The organism is Pseudomonas sp. PvP009, assembly GCF_017832995.1.
In the GTDB taxonomy this organism is placed as follows: domain Bacteria; phylum Pseudomonadota; class Gammaproteobacteria; order Pseudomonadales; family Pseudomonadaceae; genus Aquipseudomonas; species Aquipseudomonas syringae.
Map to the genome: position 1 here is coordinate 2,318,361 of NZ_JAFIBG010000001.1, position 12,520 is coordinate 2,330,880.

General features: G+C 59.5%; 10 protein-coding genes. 1 reads left to right on the forward strand and 9 read right to left on the reverse strand.

Features of this window, described 5'->3' with window-relative positions; translation table 11 throughout:
- Nucleotides 1-1,242, reverse strand: a complete 1,242-nt coding sequence (gene mexE, locus JOE29_RS10305) for a multidrug efflux RND transporter periplasmic adaptor subunit MexE (protein ID WP_024684064.1) — start codon at nt 1,240-1,242, stop codon at nt 1-3.
- A gap of 317 nt (nt 1,243-1,559) precedes the next feature.
- Between mexE and JOE29_RS10310 the strand changes: the two genes are divergently transcribed.
- Nucleotides 1,560-3,488, forward strand: a complete 1,929-nt coding sequence (locus tag JOE29_RS10310; RefSeq protein WP_210079463.1) for a methyl-accepting chemotaxis protein — start codon at nt 1,560-1,562, stop codon at nt 3,486-3,488.
- A 67-nt stretch (nt 3,489-3,555) separates the two neighbouring features.
- On the opposite strand, the gene JOE29_RS10315 is transcribed toward JOE29_RS10310, so the two are convergent.
- The 8 genes from JOE29_RS10315 to JOE29_RS10350 all read right to left on the reverse strand — a co-directional run bounded on the left by JOE29_RS10315 (nt 3,556) and on the right by JOE29_RS10350 (nt 12,011).
- On the reverse strand, nt 3,556-4,353 hold the full coding sequence (locus JOE29_RS10315) for an amino acid ABC transporter ATP-binding protein (protein ID WP_046265592.1): 798 nt from the start codon (nt 4,351-4,353) through the stop codon (nt 3,556-3,558).
- On the reverse strand, nt 4,346-4,996 hold the full coding sequence (gene ehuD, locus JOE29_RS10320; RefSeq protein ID WP_046265591.1) for an ectoine/hydroxyectoine ABC transporter permease subunit EhuD: 651 nt from the start codon (nt 4,994-4,996) through the stop codon (nt 4,346-4,348). The genes JOE29_RS10315 and ehuD overlap by 8 nt, the downstream gene beginning before the upstream one ends.
- 3 nt (nt 4,997-4,999) lie before the next feature.
- Nucleotides 5,000-5,677 (reverse strand): ectoine/hydroxyectoine ABC transporter permease subunit EhuC, encoded by a 678-nt coding sequence (gene ehuC, locus JOE29_RS10325; protein WP_003383635.1) that lies wholly within the window; start codon nt 5,675-5,677, stop codon nt 5,000-5,002.
- Between the two features lie 57 nt (nt 5,678-5,734).
- The gene (ehuB, locus tag JOE29_RS10330) at nt 5,735-6,607 is read right to left on the reverse strand and encodes an ectoine/hydroxyectoine ABC transporter substrate-binding protein EhuB (RefSeq protein WP_210079464.1); all 873 of its coding nucleotides are present in this window, start codon (nt 6,605-6,607) and stop codon (nt 5,735-5,737) included.
- 248 nt (nt 6,608-6,855) lie between these two features.
- Nucleotides 6,856-8,499 carry an ABC transporter ATP-binding protein gene (locus tag JOE29_RS10335; RefSeq protein ID WP_137983373.1) on the reverse strand — a complete coding sequence of 548 codons (1,644 nt, stop codon included), beginning with the start codon at nt 8,497-8,499 and terminating at the stop codon, nt 6,856-6,858.
- Nucleotides 8,496-9,428, reverse strand: a complete 933-nt coding sequence (locus JOE29_RS10340; RefSeq protein WP_080391997.1) for an ABC transporter permease — start codon at nt 9,426-9,428, stop codon at nt 8,496-8,498. Before JOE29_RS10340 ends, JOE29_RS10335 begins: the two co-directional genes overlap by 4 nt.
- 4 nt (nt 9,429-9,432) lie before the next feature.
- Nucleotides 9,433-10,383: an ABC transporter permease gene (locus JOE29_RS10345; RefSeq protein ID WP_137983374.1), complete on the reverse strand. Its 951-nt coding sequence runs from the start codon at nt 10,381-10,383 to the stop codon at nt 9,433-9,435.
- A complete protein-coding gene (locus tag JOE29_RS10350) occupies nt 10,380-12,011 on the reverse strand; it encodes an ABC transporter substrate-binding protein (RefSeq protein WP_103693159.1) in 1,632 nt (543 codons plus the stop codon). The genes JOE29_RS10345 and JOE29_RS10350 overlap by 4 nt, the downstream gene beginning before the upstream one ends.
- Between the last annotated feature and the right edge of the window lie 509 nt (nt 12,012-12,520).

A 12,520-nucleotide genomic window follows, 5' to 3' on the forward strand; every position in this document is an offset into this window, starting at 1 on the left:
TTAGCCGCGCGGCGCGGCAGCGCTGGCGATTTTGACGGCCGCTTTGGGCGCCACTTGTGGCAGGTTGCTGGCTTCGAGGGCCTGGCGTTGTTTGAGCAGTGCGGCGAGGGTGTCGGCGCTGGCCATCGGAGTGACTTCAGGGTCCACAGGCTGGCCGGGACGAACGCGCTGCAAGCCTTTGACGACGATGGTGTCATCCTTGGCCAGACCATTGCGCACAATGCGCAGGCCTTCGATTTTCGGCCCCAGCTCGACAGCCCGGTAGGCGGGCTTGTTGTCCTTGTCCATGACCAGCACGAACTTCTTGCCCAAGTCGGTGCCCACCGCTTCGTCGTTGATCAGCACGGCCGAGTAAGTGCCGCTGCCCACCAGTTTCAGGCGCGCATACAGGCCGGGGGTAAACGCACCGTCGGCGTTATCGAACACGGCGCGGCCACGAATGGTGCCGGTCCTCGGGTTGACCTGGTTGTCGACAAAGTTCATCTGGCCCAGGTGCGGGTTGCCAGGTTCGTTGGACAGCCCCAGGTACACCGGCGTGGTCTGCCCGCGCTGGCCTTTGCGGGCCAGCTCGGTGTACTTGAGGAACACGCGTTCGTCTGCGTCGAAGTAGGCGTAGACCTTGTCGGTGGAGACCACGCTGGTCAGGGCGGTGACATCGGCGGTGACAATGTTGCCAGCGGTGATTTCGGCACGGCTCACGCGACCTGAAATCGGTGCGGTGACACGGGTGAAACTGAGGTTCAGTCGAGCCAGGTCCAGTTGCGCCTGAATGGCCGCGACACCGGCCTTGGCTTCCTGCGCCGAGGTGGTCCGCGATTCGGCCAGCTCGGCGGAAATCGCATTGTTGCTGCGCAGACGCTCACCACGCTGGGCTTCGCTGTCACTGCGCGAAGCGACTGCGCGGGCCTGTTGCAACTGGGCTTCGAGACGGCGGACTTCCGACTGGAAAGGGCGCGGATCGATCTGGAACAGCAGGTCGCCTTTCTTGACCAGCGCGCCGTCGGTGAAGGCTACCTGATCGATCTGACCGGAGACCCTCGGGCGCACTTCGACGGTTTCAGGTGCTTCGAGACGACCGGTGAATTCATCCCACTCGTTGACTGGCTGCTCCAGTACCTTGGCCACACTGACCTTGGCTGCGCCAGGCGCACTGGTGGCTTCCGGCGCACGGCCGCAGGCACTGATGGCGATCAAGGCGAGGGCGGTGAGAGGGTAGCGCAGATGGCTGATTGTCTGGTGCATGGGAAGTTCCGCCAATAGTGAAGAATGGGGCGGATTCTGTTGCGCACGGGGTGTTATTAACGAATCGAATAAACCGAAGGTTACTATCACCGACAATGATGAGTACCTATAGGTCTGTGAAACTTCCTGACCGAGTGACCCTGACGGCGGACTTTCGCCAGGTATTTGGGGGTGAAAGTGCTGCCCTGAAAGAGCGCCAAAAAAGCTCATGTCATATTGCTATCTCGTCGATCAATCTTTGCAATCGCCGCGGCTATTAAGTTGTTCCGCGAACAGTCGATCCTTGGATATCACGATAAATCCCGAGGAAAGATTTGATGAAGTCGACATGGCTGGACAATTTGAAGGTCAGCAAAAAGCTGAGTGTAGGCTTCGGTCTGATACTGCTGGGCGTGCTGACGGTCACCGCGATCGGTTACCTCAGCACCAACCTGCTGATCGAACGGCTGGGTAAGGCAGCCAAGGTTTCTGAGGTGAAGGCCGATGCGCTGAGCCTCAGGATCGCTGCGCAGACCTACACCGCCAAGCCTGACGCGGGCAATTCGCAGGGCTATACGTCGGTTCTGGACAATCTGGGCAAGACCATCGAGGACGGCCTGAAGATTCTGACCGTTCCGGTCAACGCCGATATGCTCAGAGGGATTCGCGACCAGGCAGGTGTCTTGAAGCAAACGTTCAGCCAGTTGGTCGATAACAATCGGCAAATTGATCAGGCCATGCAGCCGCTGATCACCATTTCCGAACAGGTCAGCGGAAGTTTCGAAACACTGCTGCAAAAGACCTTTGACGACGTTTCCCGTTCGCTGGACCAGAGCGGTATCGATCAGGTGAAGATTGCCGGCGACCTGCGCAATGGCATGACCAACTTTCGCCTGGTGTTTCGCCGTTATATCAGTATCCCGACTGCCGAAAACAGGCAGACTACTTTCGACGCTGCCGATTCGCTGATCGCTCAGGTGGGCAGCGCGCGCAATCAACTGCCTAATAAGGCCGGCCCGGCGGTGGATGAGGCGCTCGCGGCGCTGCAACAGTACAAGTCGTTGATGGTCTCCATCTCGCAACTGATGCAACAGAACGATCAGATTCGCGACAGCCTTCGCCAGCAGTCAATGGACATCGTCACCAGTGCGGAAAAGCTGATGGCGGGTCAGGTGGTCAGTGCCAATAAAGAAAAAGACAGTGCAGTAACCCAGTTGCTCACTGTGGCGGTGATCGTATTGCTGCTGGGTATCTTCGCGGCGATCCTGATTACCCGTCAGATCACCCGTCCGCTCGATTCGACAGTGATCGCGGCGCGTCGGATTGCCGACGGCGATCTGACCAACGACCTCAGTACCACTCGCCAGGATGAACTGGGCCTGCTGCAAAACACCATGCAACACATGACCGTATCGCTGCGGACCCTGATTGGCGGTATCAGCAATGGCGTGACACAAATTGCCACGGCGGCCGAGGAGCTTTCAGCCGTCAGTGAGCAGACCAGTGCGGGTGTCACTCAGCAGAAACTGGAAGTCGACCAGGTGGCGACCGCCATGAACCAGATGGCTTCCACCGTTCAGGAAGTGGCGCAGAACACTGAAGATGCATCGCAGGCCGCCAGACAGGCCAGTGATCGTGCAGCCCATGGCAGCAGCGTGGTGCAACACGCCACGCGTGAAATCAGCCAGCTTGCCGGTGAAGTGGGGCAACTGGGCGAGGCCATGCAGCGCCTGATTCAGGACAGTGACAAGATTGGCGGCGTCATCGATGTGATCAAGGCGGTGGCAGAACAAACCAACCTGCTGGCCCTTAATGCCGCGATCGAAGCTGCACGTGCCGGTGAGCAGGGCCGTGGCTTTGCCGTGGTGGCCGATGAGGTGCGCTCGCTGGCTCAGCGTACACAGTCATCGACGACTGAAATCGAGTCGCTGATAAAGTCCTTGCAGGACGGCACTGGCGCGGCATCGGAGCTGATGAATGCCAGCCGTCAACGTACTGAAGGCACAGTGGCGCTGGCGCGGCAGGCCGAAGAATCGCTGCTTGAAATCACTCATTCGATCGTGACCATCGAACAGATGAGTCAACAGATCTCTGCTGCCGCTGAAGAGCAGAGCGCCGTTACCGACGAAATCAATCGCAGTGTCATCAGCGTACGCGATATTGCCGACCAGTCTGCCACGGCTACCGAGCAAAGCGCGGCGTCTACCGTGGAACTGGCGCGCCTGGGCAGCAACCTGCAGGACATGGTTGCGCGCTTCCGGATCTGATGGTCGCCACTTTCAAAAAGTCGCGACGTTCAAACGTCTCACAATGCAAGAAGAGCGGCGCTGGCAATCAGCGCTGCTCCACCCGCTGCAGAAATCTTCGAGTCCGTTCGTTTTGCGGATTCAGCAGAATTTCGCTCGGGGTGCCGTCCGCCACGATGCGGCCTCCCTCCATGAACAGCACCCGGTCAGCGATGTCCTGAGCGAATTTCATCTCGTGGGTCACCAGTAGCATGGTCATCTGAAATTCGTGGGCAATCGAGCGAATCACCGCCAGTACCTCGCCGACCAGCTCGGGGTCGAGCGCCGACGTGACTTCATCGAACAACATGACCTGCGGACGCATGGCCAGCGCTCTGGCAATCGCTACGCGTTGTTGCTGACCACCGGAAAGCTGGCTCGGATAGGCATCGGCCTTGTGAGCAAGCCCGACCAGCCCGAGGTATTGATGCGCGCGCGCAAGGGCCTCTTCGCGAGTCAGTCTGAGCACCCGTAACGGCGCTTCGGTGACATTTTCCTGCACGGTGAGGTGCGGGAACAGGTTGAACTGCTGGAACACCATGCCTACCCGATGCTCCACCGGAGCCTTGCATGCGCCAGGCCAGCGCCATCCGGATGCGCGCGCGGGCACTGTTTCGCCTGCGACTTCTATGCTGCCTTGCTGGTAGTTTTCCAGGCCCTTGATAAGGCGCAATACCGTTGATTTGCCCGAGCCACTGGGGCCGATCAAGGCGACTTTCTGACCTTGAGGAATGCTCAGGTCCAGATGGTCGATGATCCGGTTGCGGCCGAAGTCCTTGACCACGTGTTTCAGCTGTATCTGCGCAGTGGTGACGGACGGAATTGCGGTGTGTGCGAGATCAGACATGGCTGCGCCTTTCCAGGTATTTGAACAGCAACGAGGTCGGCACACTGATCGCCAGAAACATCAGCGCCATCACTGTGTACGGTTCGTTGTAACGATAGGTCATGCCGGCGATCTGTTTGGCAGCCTGAAACAGTTCAGGGATGGTAATCACCGCCAGAAGCGGCGTTTCCTTGAACATGCCGATCAGGTAATTGCCGAGCACCGGCAGCATGGGTTTCAACGCCTGCGGCAGGATGATGCGCCGCCAGGTGTCGCCACGATTGAAGTCAAGGGCGCGTGCGGCTTCCCACTGTCCGGCCGGGATGTCGTCAATGGCACCGCGATACGCTTCGGCAATATAGGCCGCGTAATAGCAGCCAAGACCTATCACACCGGTGGTGATCGCCGGGAAGGTGATGCCCGCCAGCGGCAGCGCGAAGAACAGCACATACAACTGGACCATCAACGGCGTATTACGGAAAAAGCTCAGGTAGCCTTTGCTCAGACGATGCACGATGGTTATCTGCGAGCGCAGTGTCAGGGCCAGGACCAGACCGAGCAACACCGCGAGCAGGAACCCCAGCACCACGACCTGCACGGTCACCAGCAAGCCCTGAAACAGCTCCGGCAGAATCGACCAGGCGAATGCGATATCAAACTCCATCGTTCATCCCCTGGCCGTGCGCCACGCGGTGGCGTGCTGCTCATAACGCTTGACCAGCCAGCTCAATGGCCAGGCCATCACGAAATAGCAGACCAGCACGATGCTCCAGATCAGCGTTTGCTGGCCCAGCGTGGTGATCAATTGACTGCCGGTAAAGGTCAGGTCGGTGAGGGTGATGAGCGAGACCAGCGATGTGGTTTTCAGCAGCTCCACCAACTGATTGCCCATCGGCGGGATCATGAACGGCAGGGCCTGCGGCAGAATGATTCGCCGAAACGCGCTTATCGGCCCGAAGTCCAGCGCACGCACAGCGTCACGTTGACCCTGGCTGACGTTGATCAGTGCCGAGCGAATGATTTCCGCGCCATACGCCGAAAACGTCAGGCCCAGCCCCAGCACGCCGGTGGTCATGGGGGACAGGCGGATGCCGAACAGCGGCAGAATGAAGAACAGATAAAACAGCAGCACCAATGCCGAGATGCCACGCAGCACCTCGACATACACCGTGGCGAACCAGCGTAACGCCCGAAATGGCGACAGGCGCATCAGGGCGATTACAAACGAGAGCACCAGTACCAACAGTTCGGCAAGCACAGTGATCTGCAGGGTGATCCAGGCGCCGTGGGCCAGTTGTCTGGCAATGAAACCTGCGGTTTCCAGTGTTGCAGCATCAACAGGCATGGCCGTACTCGTGTGGGTCAGGGCCGTTTACTGCGCGCCCTTGCGGGGCGGGGCAGGTCATGGGTTGCAGCGTTGGGCGGCGGTGATGGCCGGGTCAGCCAGTTCGTTTTCGGTGTAGCCGTACTTCTGCAGGATTTTCAGCAGATCGCCCGACGCCCGGAGTTTGGCCAGTTGTTCGTTGAAAGCCTGTTCAAAAGCCGGATCGTTTTTTGGCAGGCCGTAGGCGTGGTAATTCCAGCCCGGTTTGCCACTGGCGTCCGGAATCTGCTCGAAAGGCAAGGCGCGCTCGATGTCCGGACTGTTGGCTTTTTTGACCAGACTGATGACTTCGGCGTCCGGAAAGTACACCACGTCCACGCGCCCCGCCTGCAAGGCGGCCAATGCCTCGGTGTCCTTGTCGAACAACACCACGTTGCCGTTGGCGATACCGCTGTCTTTGGCTTCCTGAACCTGATTGCTGCCAGGTTGCGTGGCCAGGCGCACCTTGGCGTTGCTGGCGACGTCCTTGAGGCTGTGCAGGTTCAGCGGGTTACCGGTTTTGACAATGAACGCACCGCCGGATCGTGTCACCGGGTTGGAGAACGCGATGACCTTGCAGCGATTCGGATTGATGAACAGGCCCGCACCGATCAAGTCGAAACGACCGGCTGCCAGACCCGGCACCAGCGAACCGAAGTCAGTGATAGGCGTCTCGATCTGCTTGATGCCCAGCGGTTCTAGAATCGCCCGCAATATCTCGACATTGGCCCCGGTGGCTTTGCCGTCGGTGCCGATGTAGGCATAGGGCTGTTCATTGGCGATACCAGCGGTCAGGCCGTCAGCGCGACCTTTTTCCAGCAGTCCGGCCAGGGCAGGGAATGAAATGACGGCATTCAGCAGCAGCGCTGAACCCATCAGGGCTGGGAACGACAGGGGGGTGATGCCTTTCATTGCGGGTGCTCGAAGTAGGGGAATAGGGCTTCTTGCTGATGCGGCCTGAACATGCAGGTCAGGTGCGCAAGCGCAAGGTAGCTTGGTCTTGCCTGCATCCTGCTTCGGCAACGTTTAGTGCATAAGACGCAACTCTATAGCTATTAAAAAAATAATTTAAATATCGATAAGGAATATGCATATACGCAGTCGCCGCCGTTATGGATGCCAAGCGTCGTGCGACCTATTGATGCAAGACCAGGTATTTGTCAGTGCGTCCCTGTTTGCAACTCCAGACGCCGGCCAGGTATCGCGGCAATCAACTCCTGGGTGTAGGCCGCTTCAGGTCTGGCAAAAACTTCCTCGGCCAGACCCTGCTCGACGGTCTTGCCATGCTTGAGCACCAGTACTTGGTGGGCAACGCTGGCGACCACTGCAAGGTCGTGAGAGACCAGCACGTAGGCGATGCCCGATTCGGCTTGCAGCTCGACCAGCAGGTCGAGAATCTGCGCCTGTACTGACACGTCCAGTGCCGAGACCGGCTCATCGAGCAGCAGCAGATCGGGCTGCAGGGCCAGCGCTCTGGCAATGGCAACCCGCTGACGCTGGCCACCGGAAAGCTCACGCGGCAGGCGGTCCAGATAGCCCACGGGCAACTGCACTCGCTCTATCAACCGGCGTGCGGCCTGCTCCAGTTCGCGGCCTTTGAGCAGGCCGAACGAGACCAGGGGTTCGACGATGCTTTCGAATAACGTGAAGCGTGGGTCAAGGGCCGCGAACGGGTTTTGCTGCACCAGTTGGATACGCCGTCGCAGTGGTCTGAATTCGCGCCAGCCCAGGTCGGTGACATCCTGGTCGTCCAGTAAAACTCGTCCGTGGGTGGGCTTCTCCAGGCCCAACGCAATGCGCAGTGCAGTGCTTTTGCCAGAACCGGACTCGCCGACGATGGCCAGTGTCTGACCGGGAAAGACCTTGAAACTGACATCCTGCAACGCCTGAAACTCTGCCTCTTCGCCTTTTACGTAGGGCAAACGGTAGGTCTTGCTGATGTTGCTCAGGTTCAGCAATGGTGTGTCATTGGCCAGGACCCGGCGTGGAGCGACCGGGCTTTTGCGCTGGCCGAATGCTGGAGCGGCGGCGATCAGTGCTCGGGTGTAGGCATGGCCTGGGTTGACGAGAATCTGCTCGGGTGTGCCATGTTCGACCAGCTCGCCGTTGTTCATGACCAGCACCCGGTCAGCGCGGTCGGCCGCCACACCGAGGTCATGGGTAATGATCAGCAAGGAGATGCCACGCTCGGCCACCAGACGTTGCAGATGATCGAGGATCTTGCGTTGTACCGTCACGTCCAGAGCGCTGGTGGGCTCGTCGGCGATGATCAGGCGCGGATTGCCTGCCAGGGCGATGGCAATCAACACGCGCTGGCGCATGCCGCCGGACAGTTCGTGCGGGTACTGACGAGCGCGTAACAAGGGCTTGTCCAGGCCGACTTGCTGCAGCAGTTCCAGCACATCGGCATCGACTGTCGGATAACGCCCGCCATGCGCCTGCAGCAGTGCTTCGGCAATTTGCCGACCGATGCGCAGAGTCGGGTTCAGGCTGACCATCGGGTCCTGCGGCACCAAGCCGATCACGCTGCCGCGAATCCGACGTTTCTCGCGCTCGGACGCATGGCTCAGATCGTGACCATCAATCTGCAGTTCGCCACTGGTGATGGTTGCGTTATCCGGTAGCAGGCCGAGGATTGCGTTGGCCATCGTCGACTTGCCGGAACCCGACTCGCCGACAATCGCCACGGTTTCACCTCTGGCGACCTGAAAGGATACGTCGCGCACGGCCTGATTGACCTGCCCGTCGAAACGATAGGCAACGCCCAGGTGTCGGATGTCGATCAGTTGCGGGGTGTCGGTCATCGTTGAATCTCTTCCAGAGTGCGTGCGATGTGGTTAAAGCTGAACACGATAGCGACCACGAACAAGCCAGGCAGTAGCGAAACCCAAGGCGCAGTCATCAGAAAGTGCCGACCGTTGGCGATCAGCGTGCCCCATTCGGCGGCTGGCGGTTCAGCACCAAAGCCGAGGAAGCTCAGCCCGGCCGTCGCCAGAATCGCCGCGCCGAAGTCCAGTGTGGCTAGCACCGCCACCGGGCCCCAGGCGTTGGGCAGAATGTGTCGCAGCAGGGTACGGGTCCAGCTCGCGCCGCCCAGACGTGCTGCTTCCACGTAGGGCAACGTCTTGACCCGCAGCACTTCTGCGCGGGTGGTACGAGCGAAACCGGGAATGATCCCTACGCCTACTGCTATGGCTACCGGAAGGGTGCCGAACCCGATGGCTGTGACAATCGCCAGCGCCAGTAGCAAGCCGGGCAGGGCCAGCAATACATCGATCAGGCGCATGATCACCGCATCGATGCGCCCGCCTGCAAAACCGGAAATCACCCCCAGACTCAAGCCGCCGGCCATGGCGATGCCAACCGCCAGCAGTGCGGCCTGTACCGAGAGGCTGGCGCCATGCACCACGCGGGTATAAAGATCACGGCCCAGCTCGTCGGTGCCAAACCAGTGCGCAGTATTGGGGGCGGTGAGCTTGTCGGCAGGCGAGGTGGCATAAGGTGCGTAGCTGCTCAGGAGATGGGGTGCCAGCGCGGCCAGCAGCGCAAAGGCGACGATTGCCACGGCCAGCAGAAAACCAGGCCGCCGCAACAGGGGGCGCGCGGCTTCCACGATCCGGCTCAGGCTGCTGCGCCGTCGCCACAGCGCTGCAGGTGCGGTTTTACCTGGAATGGTTTCACCGGAAGCGACCAGGCGAGCCAGGCGCGCAAGGCGGTTGTCGAAGATAGTCATGTCTTCAGGAGACCTTTGGCATATGGGCGATGCGCGGATCCAGCGCGGGATACAGCAGGTCAACGATCAGATTGACCACGACGAACGCAGCTGCGGAGACCGCAACGATGGCCAGTACCACCGGGACGTCCTGACGCAGTACGGCTTCCTGGGCAAGTCGACCGACCCCGGAGCGGGCAAAAATGGTCTCCACCAGCACCGCGCCGGACACTGTGTTGCCAACCTGCAGGCCGATCAGTGTCAGCAGCGGCAGGGCAGCGTTCTTGAACGCATGGCGGGCCTGAACCTGCGCGCGGGTCAGGCCCTTGGCATAAGCGGTGATGATGTAGGGCTCTTTCCAGGCGCCCTGAAAGCCGCGTTGCAGGACCTGGGCGTACACCGCGGCGCTAGGGATCGCCAGCGTGACGGCTGGCAATATCAGGCTTGAGAAACCCTGATTGCCGGTCGCCGGGAACCAGCCAAGAGTGAACGCGAACAGTTGAATGAACAGCAGGCCCATCCAGAAGACCGGCACCGAGAAGCCCAGCGACGGCAGTCGTGACAAGGCGACCTTCAAGGGCTGCCAGCGTACGTAGGCTGTGAGATACGCCAGACCGATCCCGCCGATTAGTGACAGAACAATGGCAAGCCCCGCGAGGCTCAGGGTTTGAGGCAGGCGTTCGATCAGCAACTCTGACACCGGGCGATTGAGCGTCAGCGAGTTGCCGAAGTCACCGTGCATGGCTCCCCATAGCAAATCGACGTATTGCTCGAAGAGTCCTCGGTCCAGCCCGTAATAGAGCTTGGCCTGAGCGAGGTCCTGCGCTGAAAGTGAGTCGATTTCGACACCCGAGGCGCTGAGCATGATCGACAGGGTGTCGCCGGGCAGCAGGTACAGAATGAAATAGGTGACGCTGTAGGCACCCCAAAGTACCAGCAGCGCTTGCGCGATGCGACTGAGGATATAGCGGCTCATGGCGTTGCCAGCTCGATGTCGTTGAACAGCGCAAAGCCTTCCGCCGTCCAGTGGAAATTGCGTACGTTTTTCGCTGTGGCGGCTTGCCAGACCCGCTCGTAGACCGGGAACGCCGAGCCTTCGTCGACCAGCAGGTCCTGCAACTCGCCATAAGCCCGGGCGCGCTGTTCGCTTTGCGTGGCGGTCAGCCCGGCGTCGAACAGCGCAAGGGCTTTGGGCAATGTTTCCGGCGCGTAAAGGTTGGTCGCCAGTGTCGAACTGTTGGCGCTGCGCGGGTCGATGATGGTCTGCAGGATGATCGGGTCGGCGCGGGTCATGTAGGTGGACGTCAGATCATAGTTGCCTGCCGCGTTGGCCGCAGCCCATTCGGCGGTGGTCACCACGTTGAGCTTGAGCTCGATACCCACCTTGCGCAGTTGATCCTGAATCAGCACATCACCAGCGGTTTCAGCGGGGGAAAGGTTGTAGGCCAGCTTCAGTCGCTTGCCTTCTTTATAACGATAGCCGTCGGCGTTTTTCTGCCAGCCCGCAGCGTCGAGCAGGCGCTCTGCACCTTGAGGGTCGTAGGCCAGTTTGTCGGCCTGGCTTTTATAAAACGGCGTGGTGACGTCGTAGATGCCGGAGACCACCGGGAATTGCGGGTTATAAACGGTGGCTGCGTAGGTCTTGCGGTCGATTGCCTTTTGCAACGCCAGACGCACGCTTCGATCGGCGAGGATGCGATTGCCGCGGGTATTGGGATACAGGTTCAGGGCCGGTCCTGGCAGCGACCGGCTCTGAATGGTCGCGCCCCTGGACTTGAACAGGCTGAGGTCCACCTCGGAGAACGGATTGCGCGGCCAGAGGATATCGACCTGCCCCTGAACGAACTGGCCGTTACGTACGCTTTCTTCCGGCACGTAGCTGACCTCGACCGCGTCCAGATGCGCCTCGCCCTTGTTCTGCGCATTGGCCGATGGCCAGGCATAGCCCTTGCGTTTGGTCAGGCGCAAACCACTTTCAGGGGTGTAGCGCTCCAGCACGAATGGCCCGGTGCCGATGATTGCACCCAGCGAGCGCTGCTTGGCGCTGAGCGCGTAGGACTCTGGAGCAAGAATGGCGAGATTGGTGGTGGAGGTGGCTTGCAGAAAGCCTGCATTGGGTTGGGCCAGCACCAGTTTGATGGTGAAGTCGTCCAGCACCTCTGCGTGGTCGTAACCTTTGAGGTAAGTGGCGCCGAAGGTGGCTGGCAATTGTGCGGCGAACGACTTGTCCGCGTCGTAGGCCGTCTTCACCGCTTGAGCGTCGAAACGTGTGCCGTTGCTGAAGGTCACGTCCTTGCGCAAGTGAAAGGTGTACTCCAGCGCGTTGTCACTGATTTCCCAGCGCTCCGCCAGCCACGGAATGATCTTGCCGGTCTGCGGGTCCTGATCGGTCAGGGACTCTGCAATATTGCGCAGCACCACCCGATGCTCCAGCCAGTAAACCTGAAAGGGGTCAAGGCTGACCAGCGTGGTGTTGTCTCTGAAGAACGCCACCTTGAGGGTTTTGGCTGCCTGGCCGTCCTGGCCGGAAGGTGAGCAGCCGAGCAGGGTCATGGCTGTGACGGCGGCGAACAGCAGGCGCGAGAGGAAAGGGCGCCCAGTCATCGCACTGTGCTCCGGGTCGCGAATCCATTTGAGAAAGTCGAAGGCGGTGTACGGCGCATGGAAGGTCCTCTTCAAGTCGAGCACAGTGCTTCAGCACTGATTTCTTAAGACCGTATTCTTATGAGGGGGACGCTGTAAAAGTCTTTTTTCTTCTAAGCTAATATAGGATTTTATGATTTATAAGATGGTTTATTATGCTTAATTGGTATTTTTGCAGCTGCTTGCTGTTTCGGGCACCGAACAGCGTTGGCGAAAACGGAAAAGCCCCCTATTTGAGGGGCTTTCTGTCTTTGTCACCGTGCAGCCCATCCGCTCTGGATAGGTCATGGCATAGGAAGCAGGAAGTGCTTCCAGCTGTATTCAGACTTTCCTGGCGCAGTCAGATGACAATTCAGGCGTGTGTGATTTTTCGCGCTCTATGCTTATTCTAAAAAGATATTAAATTTATAAAAAACAGAAGGTTAAGCTATATATCAATACATAAGTTCAAGGCCCCGCCTGATGTGTGT